The sequence below is a fragment of the Pseudomonas sp. KB_12 genome, from assembly GCF_052114545.1.
GTDB classification, from domain to species: Bacteria; Pseudomonadota; Gammaproteobacteria; order Pseudomonadales; family Pseudomonadaceae; genus Aquipseudomonas; species Aquipseudomonas brassicacearum.
Genome location: NZ_JBFREY010000030.1, coordinates 1 through 16,431 on the forward strand (window position 1 = coordinate 1; position 16,431 = coordinate 16,431).

Consider the following 16,431-nt stretch of genomic DNA (forward strand, 5'->3'; position numbering starts at 1 on the left):
GGGGGGAGCGAGCTTGCTCGCGATGGCGGTCTGATTGAGTACATATCCATTGCTGCGGTAACGGCCACTTAGGGTTCCGCCCTGACGGCGGCTCACTTTTGAAAAGCGCAAAAGTAAGCAAAACGCTTTTGCCCCACCACTCGGTGCCTCGCCTAGGCTCGGCATGCCCTCACTCCGGCATTGCTCCGTGGGCCGCCGCGAAGGGCCATCCATGGCCCAGCGCGGCTAACCCGGCATCCATGCCGGGTTGCCCACTGCACAATGCCTGCGTTCGGCCAGCGTGGTTAACGGGGCGTCCGAGATCAACGTCCACCGCGAGGCGGCCTAGTAGCCGACCTGGCTCTCCCGGTCGTACACCCGTCAGACTTGTTTGAGCAGGACCTGTGGGAGCAAAGCTTGCTCGCGAGGCGGCCTGACAGCCGACCTGGCTCTCCCGGTCGTACTCAGATCCCATTGTGGGAGCGAGCTTGCTCGCTTCTGCGCGCGGTGTGGTCAGGGTTGTGTATTGACGTTGTCCAGCATCCGATTCGCCAATAAAGCGCCCAGCTCAATCAGTTGCTGAATGCCAAGGGCAACATGGCGTCGCGAGCCTTTCAGGTCGAAGACAAGGTCGCTGACCATGGCATCGGCTGAGGCCAAAGTTTCGCTGAGGTTGGCCAGCAGGCTTTCGGTGTCGACGCCGTCCACGACGGTGAACAGTTGACCTGAGGGCTTTTTCTTTTTGGCTTGAGGTTTGGGGTCGAGATAGTGGTCGATGGCGCGCTTGGCGGCTTCATCGAGTTCTTGGGGATCGGTTTCGGGGGGATTGGGTGTGGCTTTGAACATGATGCGTATCCTTCGTTTGCGTAGTGGAACCGCCATCTCCCGTTTCCAGGCGAGAGGGTGGCAGCTATGCGCGGGCTGGAAACCAAGGTCGAAGGAAACCCGGCAGACTTGAAAGTCTCCCGCGCACAGCCGCCATAACGCAGCACTGAACGCTCAAAGCGCCGCAGTATCTCACGTGACTCGCTGATCTGCCTTCGTACTCATCGGGTTTCCAGGCCCGGCCGCTGAATTTGCAGCGACGGGAAAAGACTAGCGACAGCCCTTCCCACCCGGCAACCGCCAGAGCTCGTCGGAAAAATCTGCTGCAGCCCGGAGGATTGTCCGACCATTCCCACAATCCTGGTCGGCTGTCAGGCCGCCATCGCGAGCAAGCTCGCTCCCACACAGGTTTTGGGTCGTTTATAAGATCCGTGTCCACCGCCGATCCCTGTGGGAGCCGAGCTTGCTCGCGATAGCGGTGGGTCTGCTTGCATCAATGCTGAATGTGCCGCCGTCTTCGCGAGCAGGCTCGCTCCCACAATGGGATAGGAGTACGACCGGAAGAGCTAGGTCGGCTATCAGGCCGCCTCGCGAGCAAGCTTTGCTCCCACAGGTCCTGCTCAAACAAGTCTGATGGGTGTACGACCGGGAGAGCCAGGTCGGCTGTTAGGCCGCCTCGGCGTGGACGTTGATCTCGGACGCCCCGTTAACCACGATGGCCGAACGCAGGCGTTGTGGAGTGGGCATCCCGGCATGGATGCCGGGATAGCCGCGCTGGGCCATGGATGGCCCTTCGCGGCGGGCCCACGGAGCAATGCCGGAGTGAGGGCATGCCGAGCCTAAGCGAGGCACCGAGTGGTGGGGCATGAGCGTTTTGCTTACTTTTGCGCTTCTCAAAAGTGAGCCGCTGTAAGAGCGGAACCCTAAGCCGTCGTTACCGCAGCAATGGATATGTACTCAATCAGACCGCCATCGCGAGCAGGCTCGCTCCCACAATGGGATAGGAGTACGACCGGAAGAGCTAGGTCGGCTATCAGGCGCGCCTCGCGAGCAAGCTTTGCTCCCACAGGTCCTGCTCAAACATGTCTGATGGGTGTACGACCGGGAGAGCCAGGTCGGCTACTAGGCCGCCTCGGCGTGGACGTTGATCTCGGGCGCCCCGTTAACCACGATGGCCGAACGCAGGCATTGCGCAGTGGGCATCCCGGCATGGATGCCGGGTTAGCCGCGCTGGGCCATGGATGGCCCTTCGCGGCGGGCCCACGGAGCAATGCCGGAGTGAGGGCACACCGAGCCTTAGCGAGGTGCCGAGTGGTGGGGCAGAAGCGTTTTGGTTACTTTTGCGCTTTTCAAAAGTGACCCGCCGTCAGGGCGGAACCCTAAGCGGCCGTTACCGCAGCAATGGATATGTACTCAGTCAGGCCGCCATCGCGAGCAAGCTTTGCTCCCACAGATCTGAAAGATGTACAACCGGGAGAGACAGGCCGGCTGTCAGGCCGCCTCGTCCTCAGTACCCGTTGGAGCCATAGTCGGGGGTAAACGCAAACCCAACCACCCGCTCGACCCCCGTCTCCAACCGCCCATCCGGCAAAAGCCGCAACCACCGATACCCCGGCGCCTGCGAGCCCACCGCAAAATCCTCACTCCCCGGCTCAAACTGAATACAGGTCGAAGGCGAAGCCAATAAACGAACCCCCTCGCGCACCCGGTCAACCTCCTGATGCACATGCCCCCACAACACCGCCCGAACCTGAGGAAACCGATCCAACACCGCAAACAGCGCCTCAGGATTACGCAACCCAATCGGCTCCATCCACGCACACCCAATCGACACCGGATGATGATGCAGGCACACCAAGTGATGCCGCTCCGGCGCCTCGCTCAAGGCATTGGCCAACAAAATCAACTGCTCCTCGGCCAAAAAACCCGGCACCGAACCAGGCACCGCGGAGTCCAGCATCGTCACGCGCCAGTTGCCAATGTCCACCACCGGATCGAGCAACGCACTCTTGACCGTCGCCTTGAGCATCACCTGCGGCTCATCATGGTTACCCGGAATCCACCGCGCCGGCGCATCGATTCGCGCAGTCAATTGCCGAAACGCCGCGTAGGATTCCAACGTGCCGTCCTGGGACAAATCCCCCGTGGCAAGCATCAGGTCAATGTCCGGCTGCTGCTTGAGCACCAAGTCAATGACCGCCCGCAAACTGTCACAGGTATTCATGCCCAGCAACGAGGCATCGGCCTCGGCGAACAAATGGCTGTCAGACAGTTGGACCAGCAACGCCGCATCGGCAGTGGTCAAGCTGGATACGCTCGGCAAATCGCTCTCTCCCAGGCGCAGTCACGCCGTTGCATGAAGCCGCAATTATGCTGGGGGATGATCGAAAGGGGAAACCCGCGAACCGGAACCGGTTCACAACTACCGAACGACTTCGAACTCATGGCCCAGCGCCAGGCAATGACTCAGCCACTCGCCCAGGAACAGGTTCAACTGGGCTTTTTCATCCGGCTGGTGCATTGACGCATTGGGGTAAGGATAGATGCCGCGAAAGCGTCGTGCATGTTCGGCGCTGACGACTTCGGCCATGCGCGCATCGTGATAGACCTGGACCTCCAGCTGCGGCACCGGCAGCCAGGGCAGGCTGTGCTCCTGGCGCACTTGCAGCGTGGTGGTGTAGGGGCAGGTCTGCAGCACTTCCAGCGCCAACACACCCAGCATCTGGTCGCCGTGGGTCACGGCGATACGCCGCGGCGCCGGATCGTTGCGCATGTCCGGCAACAAGCGCATCAGGCGAGCGTAGTTGGCCTCGCAGGCGGCCTGCAACCCCACCAGATCGACGCGATAGCGATCGCGCAGCTTGTTCAGGACCATAGCCCCCTCACTTCATCGCGATTCAAGGCCAGCCATTGCAAGGCAATGATGCTGGCCGCGTTGCAGATACGCCCGTCGCGCACGGCTTGCAAGGCATCTTCGAAAGCCCAGACCTTCACACGAATGTCTTCGGCTTCTTCCTCCAAGCCATGCAGGCCACCGGCCCCCACGCTGTCGCAACGCCCCAGGTACAAATGCACGAATTCATCGCTGCCGCCCGGCGATGGAAAATATTTGGTCATCGGCCAAAGCGCAGCGAAGGCAAGCCCAGCTTCCTCCTGCGCTTCACGATGAGCAACTTCTTCCGGTTGTTCGTCCTTGTCGATCAGGCCGGCCACCAATTCCACCAGCCAAGGGTTGGCGCCCTTGTCCATGGCACCGACGCGAAACTGCTCGATCAACACCACTTCATCGCGCTGCGGGTCGTAGGGCAACACGCACACCGCGTCATGGCGCACGAACAATTCACGGCTGATTTCGCGGCTCATGCCACCGGCAAACAATTCGTGACGCAAGTGCACACGGTCGAGTTTGTAGAAACCCTGGAAGCAGCTCTCGCGCTTGACGATGTCCACGGTGCTCGGTGCGGCGTTGGCGAAATCGGTCATGACAATCCTCGTGTGCAATGGATCAATACGAGGTTCCAACCTCGGCTTCGCGCCATCCTAACGCGCCCGTACCCTTTGATGCAGCCCCTTTCCACTCATCGGGATGGACGGCAGAAGGTGAAAGAACTCTAATGAGCTTAGTGGCGAACTGATTGTCCTGCTGGCAGTCGAAGCGGGTAACTTTTCGCCTTTCCCTGTTTCATGAAGGACGCCCATGTCGCTTTTCAAAACTGCCTCCGTGGCCGCCATTGCCCTGACCCTGGGCGCTTGCCAAAGCCTGTTCCAACCCAATTACCGCGCACCGCTGGAAACCACCCGCGACGCGTCGGAACAACTGCAACAAGGTTGCGCCAGTGCCGACTGCCCGTTGGTGAACATCGATACCCTGCACTTTCCCTCCGAGCCGGCCCTGGACGGCATCGTCGAAAAACGCCTGCTGCAAATGACCCGCACCGCCCCGGACGCCCCGGCGGCGCCGACGCTTGCCGCCTATCGCGAGCAGTTCCTGCGCAACGCCGCGCCCCGCAACAGCAGCTATTTGCAGGCCAAGGTACGTGAGCAACATGACGGCCTGGTGATCATCGAATTGTCCAGCTACCTGGACACCGGCGGCGCCCACGGCACGCCGGGCCGCGGCTTCATCAACTATTCGCGCCAGGAACACAAGGTGCTGACCTTGTCGGACATGCTGCTACCGGGCCAGGAAGAAGCGTTCTGGAAAGCTGCCCAGGTCGCCCACAACAGTTGGCTGATCAGCACCAAGCTGGATCAGGAACCCGAGTTCCTGAAACAGTGGTCCTTCCAGAAAACCCCACACGTGGCGCTGACCTACGGCGGGGTGATCCTCAAGTACGAAGTGAGCACCATCGCGCCATACGCCTTGGGCCACATCGAATTGAAGATCGCTTACCCACGCCTCAATGGCATCCTCAAGCCCGAGCTGTTCCCCGGCCGTAGCTGAAAGCCCGACCCAGCAACAGTTGCAGCAACCCTGCCAGAATCAGCGACGGCAGGGTTGCGCCGATGTCCGGATAGAAGTTGGCCAGCAAGTGATAAGTGCTCACCCCACCCAACCAGGCCAACAGGGCCGGCCAGCGCAACGCGGCTGATACCACTTGGCTGCTGCGCTTGCGCAAGATGAAGTGGTCCACCAGCACCACGCCGAACAGCGGCGCGAATACCGAACCGATCAGTAACAGGAAGTTCTGGTACTGCGCCAACGGCGCGAAGCAGGCGATCAAGGTGCAGAGCACGCCAATCGCCAAGGCCAGGTGTTCGACCTTCAGCCCCGACAACATGCCACTGGAGACCGCCGCCGAGTGAATGTCGGCGAAGGCGTTTTCCGACTCATCCAGCAGAATCAGCAGCAGCGGAATGCCCAACCCGGCGCCAGCCAGGGCCAGCAGCAACGCGTTGACTTCACCGCTCGGCGCGAACGCCAGGGTGTAGGCCACGCCCAGGCTCATCAGCCAGACGTTACCGATGAAGAACCCCACGGCAGTACCGCCGAAGACATTCTTGGCGCGTTTGCCGAAACGCGAGTAGTCGGCGATCAGCGGCAGCCAGGACAGCGGCATCGCAATGGCGATATCAAAGCCCACCGCCAGCGGCATCGAGCCGTCGCCCGCCTCGGCCCACAGCGCAACCAGATCAGCCTTGGCGAACAGGTTCCAGGTCAGCCAGATACACGCCGCCAGCAGCAGCCAGATGCCCCACTTGCGCAGGACCTTGCGCACGAACGTCAACGGCCCGCTGACCGCGAGCAGGGTCGCCAGGGCGCCGAAGAACAGCGTCCACAGCAGAGGGTTGGAGCCCAGGCTGCCTTCGCTGAAGGCCCGGGCACCGAGCAGGCTGGCGGCATCACGCATGACGATGATTTCGAACGAGCCCCAGCCAATCAGCTGCAGCAGGTTCAACACCGCCGGCACGCTCGCGCCCTTGCCGCCGAGGCTGAGCTTGAGGGCGGCCATGGCCGACAGGCCGGTGTCGCTGCCGATCACCCCGACGGCCGCCAGCAGCAGGACGCCCACCAGCGTGCCGAGGAAAATCGCCAGCAACGAACCACTCAAGCCCAGGCCCGGCGCGAGCAAGGCGCCGACCTGCAAGACCATCAGGCCGATGCCCAGGGAAAACCACAGGGAAAACAGATCGCGAGCGCCGAAGACGCGCTTGTCCAGGGGGACGACGGTGTCTGGGGAGTAGGTGCTGGGTTGGATGTTCAAGGGAGTTATCTCAGAGGGATATTTGTTGTTTTTTTGGCCGCTATCGCGAGCAAGCTCGCTCCCACAGGGGGCCTGCTGCGTACACAAATCTTGTGAACAACAGAAACCCTCTGTGGGAGCGAGCTTGCTCGCGATGGGGGCGGTGAAAACACCACCGCCCTCAGCTCAAATCAGACTTTCTTGTAAAGCTGACTACCTTCCTTCTTGAACCGCTCAGCCTGCTCCGCCAAGCCCTGGGCGACATCGACATCCACCGCTTCAATGCGTTGGTTGGCCGCGTACTCGCGCACTTCCTGGGTGATTTTCATCGAGCAGAATTTCGGCCCGCACATCGAGCAGAAATGCGCCACCTTGGCCGAGTCCTTCGGCAGGGTTTCGTCGTGGTACGAGCGGGCGGTATCCGGGTCCAGGCCGAGGTTGAACTGGTCCTCCCAACGGAACTCGAAACGCGCCTTGCTCAAGGCGTTGTCACGGATCTGCGCGCCCGGGTGGCCCTTGGCAAGGTCGGCTGCGTGCGCGGCGATCTTGTAGGTGATGATCCCGGTCTTCACGTCATCCTTGTTCGGCAAGCCCAGGTGTTCCTTCGGCGTGACGTAGCAGAGCATGGCGCAACCGAACCAGCCGATCATCGCCGCACCGATGCCGGAGGTGATGTGGTCGTAGCCCGGCGCGATGTCGGTGGTCAGTGGGCCGAGGGTGTAGAACGGCGCCTCGTCGCAGCACTCGAGCTGCTTGTCCATGTTCTCTTTGATCAGTTGCATCGGCACGTGGCCGGGGCCTTCGATCATGCATTGCACATCGTGCTTCCAGGCGATCTTGGTCAGCTCGCCGAGGGTTTCCAGCTCACCGAACTGCGCTTCGTCGTTGGCGTCGGCAATCGAGCCCGGACGCAGGCCATCACCCAGCGAGAAGCTGACGTCGTAGGCCTTCATGATTTCGCAGATGTCTTCGAAGTGGGTGTAGAGGAAGTTCTCTTTGTGGTGCGCCAGGCACCACTTGGCCATGATCGAACCGCCACGGCTGACGATACCGGTGACGCGCTTGGCGGTCATCGGCACATAGCGCAGCAACACGCCGGCGTGGATGGTGAAGTAGTCGACGCCCTGCTCGGCCTGTTCGATCAGCGTGTCGCGGAACAGCTCCCAGGTCAGGTCTTCAGCCACGCCGCCGACTTTTTCCAGGGCCTGGTAGATCGGCACGGTGCCAATCGGCACTGGCGAGTTGCGGATGATCCACTCACGGGTTTCATGGATGTGCTTGCCGGTGGACAGGTCCATGACCGTGTCCGAACCCCAGCGGATGCCCCAGGTCAGCTTCGCCACTTCTTCTTCGATGGACGAACCCAGCGCACTGTTGCCGATGTTGCCGTTGATCTTCACCAGGAAGTTACGGCCGATGATCATCGGTTCCAGTTCGGTGTGGTTGATGTTGGCCGGGATGATCGCGCGACCACGGGCGATTTCGTCACGCACGAATTCCGGGGTGATGACTTTCGGCACGCTGGCGCCGAAGCTGTGGCCGGCGTGCTGCTGGTCCAGCAGGCCAGCGGCGCGGGCGACTTCCAGCTTCATGTTTTCGCGGATGGCGACGTATTCCATCTCGGCGGTGATGATGCCTTTGCGCGCGTAGTGCATCTGGCTGACGTTGGCACCCGATTTGGCGCGACGCGGGTTGTTCACGTGGGCGAAACGCAGCTTGGTCAGCTCGGGATCAGCCAGGCGTTCCTGGCCGAAGTTGGAGCTCAGGCCGGCAAGACGCTCGGTGTCGCCACGGGCTTCGATCCACGAAGAGCGCACGTCGGCCAGGCCTTTGCGCACGTCGATGATCACGTTCGGGTCGGTGTAGGGGCCCGAGGTGTCGTACACCACAACCGGCGCGTTGATTTCGCCGCCGAAGTCGGTGGGGGTCACGTCGAGGCTGATTTCGCGCATGGGCACGCGGATATCCGGGCGGCTGCCCTGGACATAGATTTTTTGCGAGCGGGTAAAGGGCTGAACCGATTGCTGATCGACCTGGGCCGATTCACTTAGGTTGGTCGCGTTTTTTGATTTTGTCGTCATCACGGGCTCTCCAGACACACATCCAGGCAGTGGATTTTTGTCGGAGCGAACCTGTAACGAATGGACGCGCCCCTGCACGAAAGTGCGGACGCTGTGCTTGCTGCTCGAGCATGCTCGAAAATCGAAAGTCGATGGTCGAACAACATCCCGGACGAAGCACAAGAGGACTCGCCGGGTGACGAGAAATCTTGTTCCCTACGCAGGCGCTAACCTGATCAGGTTCAACGGGATCCGAAATTATTCGATCTCAGCCTCATAGCAAGGCACCCCGACAAGAACCCGGCCAGTCTAGACACAACCACGAGAGAACGCCATCGCCAGGGCAAAAGGCGTGATGAATGGCGCATATACAGGATTGTTGCCGTGCCCAGGCGCAACTACACTCGCTACGCCGCGCGCCACTTAAGCGCACTCTCATTGTGAACTAGGGATAGCCTCATGCTGCGCAAACTTTCACTGGCCTTGGCCGTGTCTTGTGCGTCCAACGCAATGGCATGGGCCGCCGAAGCGCCCTTGACCAACAAAACCGATCTGGTGAGCGTGTATCAGGAAGCGGTGGACAACAACGCCGACCTGGCCGCTGCCCGCGCCCAGTATGGCGCCCAGAAGGAAGTGGTGCCCCAGGCTCGCGCCGGGTTGTTGCCGAACCTGTCCGGCGGTGCGGAAGTCGCCAATGTGCGCACCGACATCGACCAGCCTTCCGCGGTCGCCAACCGCAGCGCCCGCTCCTACCAGGCCACGCTGTCCCAGCCCTTGTTCCGTGCCGATCGCTGGTTCCAGTTCCAGGCCGCCAAGTCGGTGAATGAACAGGCCTCGCTGCAACTGTCGGCTACCGAGCAGAACATGATCCTGCAAAGCGCCGAGAGTTACTTCAACGTGCTGCGCAGCCAGGACAACCTCGCCTCGACCAAAGCCGAGGAAGCCGCGTTCAAGCGCCAACTCGACCAGTCCAACGAACGTTTTGACGTAGGCTTGTCGGACAAGACCGATGTGCTGCAATCCCAGGCCAGCTACGACACCGCACGGGCCAACCGGATCCTCGCCCAGCGCCAGGTCGACGATGCCTTCGAGGCGTTGATCACCCTGACCAACCGCCAGTACAACTCGCTCCAGGGCATCGTCCACACCCTGCCGATCCTGCCGCCGACGCCGAACGACGCCAAGGCCTGGGTCGACACCGCCGCCAAGCAGAACCTCAACCTGCTGGCCAGCAACTACGCCGTCGATGCCGCCGAAGACACTTTACGCCAACGCAAGGCCGGTCACGCGCCGACCCTGGACGCCGTGGCGAAATACGAAAAAGGCGACAACGACGCCCTGGGTTTCAGCAATCCGAACGCCTTTGGTCGCACCTACAGCGGCGACGTCGATCAGCGCACGCTGGCCTTGCAACTGAACATTCCGATTTTCAGTGGCGGGCTGACCAGCTCCCAGGTGCGCGAATCCTACTCGCAACTCACCCAGACAGAGCAGCAACGCGAAGCCCTGCGCCGGCAGGTGGTGGAAAACACCCGCAACCTGCACCGCGCAGTGAACACCGACGTGGAGCAGGTCCAGGCCCGGCGTCAGTCGATCATCTCCAACCAGAGCGCGGTGGAGGCCACGGAAATCGGTTACCAGGTGGGCACCCGCAACATCGTCGATGTGCTCGACGCCCAGCGCCAGCTGTACACCTCGGTGCGCAACTACAACAACGCCCGCTACGACTACATCCTCGACAACCTGCGTCTCAAGCAGGCGGCCGGGACGTTGAGCCCGGCGGATCTGCAGGACTTGTCGCGCTACCTCAAGCCCGACTACAACCCGGACCGCGACTTCCTGCCGCCGGACCTGGCCCAGGCGGCAGCGGCGCAATTGCGCTCACGGCCGGCGCAGTAGGAGCTGTCGAGTGCAACGAGGCTGCGATCTTTTCCCAGACACTTGAATCCCAAGCGAAAGATCAAAAGATCGCAGCCTTCGGCAGCTCCTACGGGCCAGGCCAGCGATTAGCCTCCGGCTAGCAACCGCCCCAACCCATCCAGCAAGCGCTGCAACGCGCCCTGGTTGGTGCGCATCACCGCAAGCCCCGCCTCGGCCATGCGCTGGGCATCGCGGGGCAGTTCGAACAGGCGCTGCACTGCCAGGGCCAGGCTTTCGGCATCGTCCACTTCCGCCAGCGCACCGGCAGCGCGCAGTTGCGCGGCGATTTCGAGGAAGTTGAACAAATGCGGCCCGCTGAGCACCGGTTTCGCCAGCGCCGCCGGCTCGAGCAGGTTGTGTCCACCGTTGGGCACCAGGCTACCACCGACGAACGCGCTGTCGGCCAACGCGTAGAGAAACAGCAGTTCACCCATGGTATCGCCGAGCAACACCGACGTCTGGGCGGTGACCGGTTGTGCGCTGGAGCGCCGGGCCGTGGCAAAGCCTTCGCTTTCGCACAACTGGTGTACTGAATCGAAACGCTCAGGATGACGCGGCACCAGGATCAGCAACGCATCGGGATAACTGTCGAGCAACCGACGATGGGCGGCCAGCACCACTTCGTCCTCGCCTTCATGGGTACTGGCGGCGATCCACACCGGGCGCTCGGTTGCCTGCCACTGACGGCGCAAGGCGCTGGCGTCTTCGAGCAGTTGCGGGGCGATGCTCAGGTCGAACTTGATGGAGCCGGTGACTTCGACGGTTTCCGCCCGCGCGCCCAACTGGCGAAAACGCTCGGCTTCGGCTTCGGTCTGCACGGCGAACAGGCTCATCTCGGCGAGCATCGGCCGGGTGAGCTTGGGAAAACGCCCATAGCCCCGCGCCGAACGCTCCGAGAGCCGTGCGTTGGCCAGGGCCACGGGAATGCCGCGCCTGGCGCATTGGTGAATGTGGTTGGGCCACAGCTCGGTTTCCATGATCACCGCCAGGGACGGCCGGACCCGGTCGAGAAAACGCTTGGCGGCGCAAGGCAAGTCGTAAGGCAAATAGCAATGCTGGATGCGCGGCTCGTTGGCGAACAACGCCTGGATCCGCTCCGAACCGGTGGGCGTCATGCACGTGACGGTGATCGGCAGCTGTGGATAACGTTGCAGCAAGGCGCGGATCATTGGCGCGGCGGCGATGCTCTCGCCCACCGACACCGCGTGGACCCAGATGCCCCCCGGCACCATGACCGGCAGCCCCCAGGAGAACCGCTCGCCAATGCGCCGGGCATAAGCCGGCGCCTTGCGGGCCCGCAACCACAGCCGAATCGCTACCAGTGGCAGCCCCAGGTAAAACAACGCGCTATAGAGAGTTCTGTTCATGGCGGCGGAGTTTATCGGTTTTTCAGCCAATCGCCTGCAACTGCACGGCAAAACGTTCCGCCAGCCAACGCGCGGCCGGGCCCAGGGGTTCATCGCGGCGCCAGACCAGTTCCACCACCAGCGCCGGCGGGGTCCATTCGCTGCTGAGCTCGACCATGTCGCCCAGGTACGCCGGGTATTGCACTACATGCCGTGGCAGCCAGGCCCAGCCCAGGCCACTCCTCAGCCATTCGGCCAACACATAGAAACTGTCGGCCCGCCAGACCTGCGGGCTGGCCTGTTCACTGCCGGGATAGACACTGGACTGGGTGGCCATCAACAACTGGCGGTGCCGGGCCATTTCCCGGCAGGTCACATAATCATGGTTCGCCAGTGGATGGCCCCTGCCGCACACCGTCACCATCTCGACGCTGCCCAGCACCCGGCGCTCCAGCGCCTCGGGGATCTGGTCGTGATAGAACAGCAAGCCGAGGTCGGCGCGGCGCTCCACCAGTTTGCGCGCCACATCGCCTTGGGCGGCGCTGGCCAGTTGCACTTCGAGGGTGGGAAATTGCTCGGCCAGGGCCGCCAGGCTGTCGATGACCGGTTGATAGGGCATGGCTTCGTCCTGGGCCAGGCGCAACGATGCTTCCTGCCCACGCATCAGCGCCAGGGCCCGGCCATTGAGGCGCTCGCACTGGCGCAGCACTTCCCGGGCCTCTTCGAGCAGGGCTTCGCCCGCGTCGGTGAGCCTGGGCTGACGGCCGCTGCTGCGCTCGAACAAGCTCACGCCCAAATCCGTCTCCAACAACGCAATTGCACTGCTGATGGCCGATTGGGCCTTGCGCTGATCCCGGGCCACAGCCGAAAACGAACGTTTCTCGGCGACCCCGACAAACAGCCGCAGTTGCTCCAGGTTCCACTGCACGTTCATGGCTCAACCTATCTTGATTCCAGATAGGTAATGACTTTACCGCATCTGACCCATCTCTAGAATGGCCCCATCGAAAGACGCAACCGTCGAAGAGGAACCGCCCATGAACGCCTACTACTACCTGGCCATCGCCATCTGTGCCGAAGTCATCGCCACCGTTTCGATGAAAGCGATCAAGGGCCTGAGCACGCCTCTGCCTTTGCTGCTGGTCATCGTCGGCTACGGCACCGCGTTCTGGATGCTGACGCTGGTGGTGCGCACCGTACCGGTGGGCGTGGCTTATGCGGTCTGGGCCGGGCTGGGGATCGTCATGGTCAGTGTCGCGGCGTTGTTCATCTATGGGCAGAAACTGGACGTGCCGGCGATGCTGGGGATGGCGTTGATTGTGCTTGGGGTTGTCGTGATCCAACTCTTTTCCAAGACTGCTGGCCACTGAAAACACGGATTAAAAGGACTGAAAACACATGTTCGGCAAGGGGAAGTCTGTGGGAGCAAGGCTTGCCCGCGATGAAAACGACGCGGCCTCTCTGGAACCGAGGCGCCCGTATCGCGAGCAAGCTTTGCTCCCACAGGTTGACCGCCAACAAATTCCCTCTGCATTGAGTCTGTATACTGCGCCCTCGTCTTGAACACTGAGGTCGCTCATGCCATCCGTTATTTCCACCGACATTCTGATTGTCGGCGCAGGCGTCGCCGGCCTCTGGCTGAATGCACGCCTGCGTCGCCAGGGTTTTTCGACCGTGCTGGTGGAAAGCGCCAGCCTCGGCGGCGGGCAGAGCGTCAAATCCCAGGGCATCATCCATGGCGGCGCCAAGTACGCCTTGCATGGCGCCCTGAGCGGTGCGTCGGAAGCCATCGCCGACATGCCGCGTCGCTGGCGCGAAGCCCTGAAAGGTGAAGGTGAGCTGGACCTGTCCGGCGTGCGCATGCTGTCCGATGCCCATTACCTCTGGTCCCCCGGCACCCTGGCCGGCAACCTCACCAGTTTCTTTGCCAGCAAGGCCGTGCGAGGGCGGGTCGACCAGGTCAAGGGCGACCAGTTGCCGCCGGCCCTGCAAGACAAGCGCTTCAAGGGCAAGGTCTATCGCCTGGCCGAGCTGGTGGTGGACGTGCCGAGCGTGATCGCGCGCCTGGCGGAACTGGCCGGCGACAGCTTGCTGGCCGGGCAGCACATCGAACCGCTGCGCGAAGGGGGCGAGCTGATCGGACTCAAGGTCGATGGCCGCGAGATTCGCGCCCAGCGTATTGTCCTCAGCGCCGGGGGCGGCACCGCCGACCTGCTCAACGCCTTGGGCCTGGACCAGCCAGCCATGCAGCGCCGGCCGCTGCACATGGTCCTGGTCAAGGGCCCCAGCCTCAAGCCGCTCTACGCCCATTGCCTGGGCGGCGGACCGAAGCCGCGCGTCACCGTGACCACTCATCCGGCGGCCGATGGCCAATGGGTCTGGTACGTGGGTGGCGATCTGGCCGAAGGTGATGGCGTGACCCGCGAGCCTGCCGCGCAGATCGCCGCCGCCCAGAAAGAACTCGGCCAATTGTTGCCTTGGATTGACCTGAGCACCGCGCAATGGGCCACGCTGCGGGTTGACCGCGCCGAACCGTTGCAGTCGGGCCTGACCCGCCCGGATAACGCCTTCCTCGCCGAACAGGATCGCTTGCTGGTGGGCTGGCCGACCAAACTGGCCCTGGCCCCGGACTTCGCCGATCGGGTGGTCAACGCCCTGCAACGCGATGGCATCCAGCCAAGCCACCCGGCCCCACTGCCGGACCTGCCGAAGCCGCCGATGGGCGTCCCTGCCTGGGAGCAACTGCTGCCATGAGCCAACCGACCCTGCATGACCTCTATCGCCCCCTGGGCCATGACGGCCCGCGGGTCTCCCCCCTGGGCCTGGGTACCGTCAAGCTCGGTCGCGACCAAGGCGTCAAATACCCCAACGGCTTTCAGATCCCCGATGACGACGAAGCGCGCATGTTGCTCAAACTGGCGCGCGACCTGGGTATCAACCTGATCGACACCGCGCCGGCCTATGGCCGCAGCGAAGAGCGCCTCGGCCCGCTGCTGCGCGGCCAACGCCAGGACTGGGTGATTGTCAGCAAGGTCGGCGAAGAATTCAGCGACGGCCAGTCACGCCACGACTTTAGCGCCGCCCATACCCGGTTCTCGGTGGAACGCAGCCTCAAGCGCCTGGAAACCGACTATATCGACCTGGTCCTGGTACATTCGGATGGCAACGACCTGGCGATCCTCAACGACAGCGAGGTCTACCCGACCCTGGCGGCGCTCAAGCGCGAGGGCAAGATCGGCGGCTTCGGTTTTTCCGGCAAGACTGTCGACGGTGGCTTGAAAGCCTTGGAACAAGGCGATTGTGCGATGGTCACCTACAATCTGAACGAACGAAACGAAAAGGCTGTCATTGACTACGCCAACGAACACGGCAAGGCGATCCTGGTGAAAAAGGCCCTGGCCAGCGGCCACGTCTGCCTGAGCCCCGGGGTAGACCCGGTTCGCGCCAGCTTCGAACTGTTGTTTGAGCATCCTGGGGTCGCCAGTGCTATTGTCGGCACCATCAATCCGCTGCACCTCGCCCATAACGTCGCGACCGTAGCCCAGGTCCTGCGTAAAAACTGACGCCGCCCTACGCGGCCTTAAGGAAGGAGCCGACATGCCGCGTACGCTCATCAGAAAGAATCCCAGCAACTTCAAGACCCTGCCCCTGTTCGTCGAAGCGACACCCGAAGGCCTGACTTACCAGAGCGTCGGGATGCCGCTGAATTTCGCCCAGACCTTGCAGCGCCGCCGCCCGGTAGCCGTGGCCGATGCCGAGCGCTTTTCCCTGGAGTTGGCAAACCTGGGCGTTTCTGTGCGCCTGACCCTGCATTGGCAGAACCGCGACTATTGGGTACTGGTGCGCCAGCGCCGGCAGGATCGCGGCGATGTGGTGCTCAAGCTGATTTCCGGCTACGTCCCGGCCCACGAGTTGAACCTGCCACTGCTTACCGCCATCAGCGAAATTGCCGAAGAATGCCTGCTGGAAACCCCGGAAGGTTGGCTTGGCGGGCGTTTCAACGACACCTGGCTGCCGGCCCCCTACGCCACCGCCCTGCATTACCGCGAAGCCTTGCCGTTTCGGCTGACTCCCCTGTCGGGCTCGGCCCGCCCGGTGCGCAGCGCCAACCTGCAACTGATCGAGCGACCACGGGCCTACGTGCACCTGCCGACGGCATCGCTGCAACTGATCTATGACTTGCGTTTGGATGTGCCCAAGGAAGCCAAGTCCCTGAGCCTGTTTCACGTCGATGAGCGTCTGGAAGGCGACCAGTTGGTCGCGCGCCTGGACCGCAAGCGGCCGGACCTGTACCTGATGCCGCTACAGGACGGCCAACCCATGCCCGAGCTGTATACCTTGAAAAAGGACCAGCTGTACCCGGCCAGCACCCGTGGGCTGTACCTGGCGGAGAGCTTTGCCAAGCAGGACGGCTGGCTGGTGCGAGACGAGCGGATTCGCTGGAAGGACTGGCTGCGCCAACAAGGGCTGACGCCACCGGGCAAGGAGTCAGGCCTGACCCGACTCAAGGGCAAGGCCCGGCAATTGCTCAAGAAGATCGTGCCGCGCAAGGCGGCTCGTTAGGACTGATGCCCCTTTTCTAGCTGGACAACGGCCCCCTGTGGGAGCGAGCTTGCT

General features: G+C 62.5%; 14 protein-coding genes and 1 riboswitch. Of the genes, 6 read left to right on the forward strand and 8 right to left on the reverse strand.

Annotated elements, in window-relative coordinates; translation table 11 throughout:
- Positions 1–492: 492 nt before the first annotated feature.
- The 4 genes from AB4Z20_RS21650 to AB4Z20_RS21665 form a co-directional block, all read right to left on the reverse strand.
- Positions 493–825: a DUF6124 family protein gene (locus tag AB4Z20_RS21650; RefSeq protein WP_043042863.1), complete on the reverse strand. Its 333-nt coding sequence runs from the start codon at positions 823–825 to the stop codon at positions 493–495.
- A gap of 1,486 nt (positions 826–2,311) precedes the next feature.
- On the reverse strand, positions 2,312–3,127 hold the full coding sequence (cpdA, locus tag AB4Z20_RS21655) for a 3',5'-cyclic-AMP phosphodiesterase (protein ID WP_253471223.1): 816 nt from the start codon (positions 3,125–3,127) through the stop codon (positions 2,312–2,314).
- 99 nt (positions 3,128–3,226) lie between these two features.
- Positions 3,227–3,679: a DUF1249 domain-containing protein gene (locus AB4Z20_RS21660; RefSeq protein WP_003186471.1), complete on the reverse strand. Its 453-nt coding sequence runs from the start codon at positions 3,677–3,679 to the stop codon at positions 3,227–3,229.
- Complete coding sequence (locus AB4Z20_RS21665) at positions 3,670–4,287, reverse strand: NUDIX domain-containing protein (RefSeq protein ID WP_253471222.1); 618 nt, start codon at positions 4,285–4,287, stop codon at positions 3,670–3,672. Before AB4Z20_RS21665 ends, AB4Z20_RS21660 begins: the two co-directional genes overlap by 10 nt.
- Before the next feature lie 214 nt (positions 4,288–4,501).
- Between AB4Z20_RS21665 and AB4Z20_RS21670 the strand changes: the two genes are divergently transcribed.
- Complete coding sequence (locus AB4Z20_RS21670) at positions 4,502–5,248, forward strand: DUF3298 domain-containing protein (protein ID WP_253471221.1); 747 nt, start codon at positions 4,502–4,504, stop codon at positions 5,246–5,248.
- Here AB4Z20_RS21670 and cytX read toward each other — a convergent pair.
- On the reverse strand, positions 5,217–6,509 hold the full coding sequence (gene cytX / locus AB4Z20_RS21675) for a putative hydroxymethylpyrimidine transporter CytX (RefSeq protein WP_442090568.1): 1,293 nt from the start codon (positions 6,507–6,509) through the stop codon (positions 5,217–5,219). The genes AB4Z20_RS21670 and cytX overlap by 32 nt on opposite strands.
- Positions 6,510–6,679: 170 nt before the next feature.
- A complete protein-coding gene (thiC, locus tag AB4Z20_RS21680; protein ID WP_253471219.1) occupies positions 6,680–8,569 on the reverse strand; it encodes a phosphomethylpyrimidine synthase ThiC in 1,890 nt (629 codons plus the stop codon).
- Between the two features lie 175 nt (positions 8,570–8,744).
- Positions 8,745–8,850, reverse strand: a riboswitch (TPP riboswitch).
- 157 nt (positions 8,851–9,007) lie between these two features.
- On the opposite strand from thiC, the gene AB4Z20_RS21685 reads away from it, so the two are divergent.
- Positions 9,008–10,447 carry a TolC family outer membrane protein gene (locus tag AB4Z20_RS21685; RefSeq protein ID WP_253471218.1) on the forward strand — a complete coding sequence of 480 codons (1,440 nt, stop codon included), beginning with the start codon at positions 9,008–9,010 and terminating at the stop codon, positions 10,445–10,447.
- Between the two features lie 107 nt (positions 10,448–10,554).
- Here AB4Z20_RS21685 and waaA read toward each other — a convergent pair whose 3' ends face one another.
- Complete coding sequence (waaA, locus tag AB4Z20_RS21690) at positions 10,555–11,835, reverse strand: lipid IV(A) 3-deoxy-D-manno-octulosonic acid transferase (protein ID WP_442090569.1); 1,281 nt, start codon at positions 11,833–11,835, stop codon at positions 10,555–10,557.
- Positions 11,836–11,857: 22 nt separating this feature from the next.
- Positions 11,858–12,748 (reverse strand): LysR family transcriptional regulator, encoded by an 891-nt coding sequence (locus tag AB4Z20_RS21695; RefSeq protein WP_258690255.1) that lies wholly within the window; start codon positions 12,746–12,748, stop codon positions 11,858–11,860.
- A 103-nt stretch (positions 12,749–12,851) separates the two neighbouring features.
- Here AB4Z20_RS21695 and AB4Z20_RS21700 point away from each other — a divergent pair, with 103 nt between their 5' ends.
- The 4 genes from AB4Z20_RS21700 to AB4Z20_RS21715 all read left to right on the forward strand — a co-directional run bounded on the left by AB4Z20_RS21700 (position 12,852) and on the right by AB4Z20_RS21715 (position 16,377).
- Positions 12,852–13,184, forward strand: coding sequence for a DMT family transporter (locus AB4Z20_RS21700; RefSeq protein WP_003197153.1), 333 nt, complete (start codon positions 12,852–12,854; stop codon positions 13,182–13,184).
- 208 nt (positions 13,185–13,392) lie between these two features.
- Positions 13,393–14,568, forward strand: a complete 1,176-nt coding sequence (locus AB4Z20_RS21705; RefSeq protein WP_320389815.1) for an NAD(P)/FAD-dependent oxidoreductase — start codon at positions 13,393–13,395, stop codon at positions 14,566–14,568.
- Entirely contained in the window at positions 14,565–15,377 is an 813-nt protein-coding gene (locus AB4Z20_RS21710; protein ID WP_253471214.1) for an aldo/keto reductase, read from the forward strand. Before AB4Z20_RS21705 ends, AB4Z20_RS21710 begins: the two co-directional genes overlap by 4 nt.
- A 34-nt stretch (positions 15,378–15,411) precedes the next feature.
- On the forward strand, positions 15,412–16,377 hold the full coding sequence (locus tag AB4Z20_RS21715) for a metal ABC transporter ATPase (protein ID WP_214511478.1): 966 nt from the start codon (positions 15,412–15,414) through the stop codon (positions 16,375–16,377).
- Positions 16,378–16,431: the final 54 nt, after the last annotated feature.

What these genes read in the sequence shown, in the direction of transcription:
- AB4Z20_RS21670 (WP_253471221.1), top strand. Translation starts at nt 4,502, where the DNA reads ATGTCGCTTTTCAAAACTGCCTCCGTGGCCGCCATTGCCCTGACCCTG.
- AB4Z20_RS21685 (WP_253471218.1), top strand. Translation starts at nt 9,008, where the DNA reads ATGCTGCGCAAACTTTCACTGGCCTTGGCCGTGTCTTGTGCGTCCAAC.
- AB4Z20_RS21715 (WP_214511478.1), top strand. Translation starts at nt 15,412, where the DNA reads ATGCCGCGTACGCTCATCAGAAAGAATCCCAGCAACTTCAAGACCCTG.
- thiC (WP_253471219.1), bottom strand. Translation starts at nt 8,569, where the DNA reads ATGACGACAAAATCAAAAAACGCGACCAACCTAAGTGAATCGGCCCAG.
- waaA (WP_442090569.1), bottom strand. Translation starts at nt 11,835, where the DNA reads ATGAACAGAACTCTCTATAGCGCGTTGTTTTACCTGGGGCTGCCACTG.
- AB4Z20_RS21700 (WP_003197153.1), top strand. Translation starts at nt 12,852, where the DNA reads ATGAACGCCTACTACTACCTGGCCATCGCCATCTGTGCCGAAGTCATC.
- AB4Z20_RS21650 (WP_043042863.1), bottom strand. Translation starts at nt 825, where the DNA reads ATGTTCAAAGCCACACCCAATCCCCCCGAAACCGATCCCCAAGAACTC.
- AB4Z20_RS21695 (WP_258690255.1), bottom strand. Translation starts at nt 12,748, where the DNA reads ATGAACGTGCAGTGGAACCTGGAGCAACTGCGGCTGTTTGTCGGGGTC.
- AB4Z20_RS21665 (WP_253471222.1), bottom strand. Translation starts at nt 4,287, where the DNA reads ATGACCGATTTCGCCAACGCCGCACCGAGCACCGTGGACATCGTCAAG.
- AB4Z20_RS21660 (WP_003186471.1), bottom strand. Translation starts at nt 3,679, where the DNA reads ATGGTCCTGAACAAGCTGCGCGATCGCTATCGCGTCGATCTGGTGGGG.
- AB4Z20_RS21710 (WP_253471214.1), top strand. Translation starts at nt 14,565, where the DNA reads ATGAGCCAACCGACCCTGCATGACCTCTATCGCCCCCTGGGCCATGAC.
- AB4Z20_RS21705 (WP_320389815.1), top strand. Translation starts at nt 13,393, where the DNA reads ATGCCATCCGTTATTTCCACCGACATTCTGATTGTCGGCGCAGGCGTC.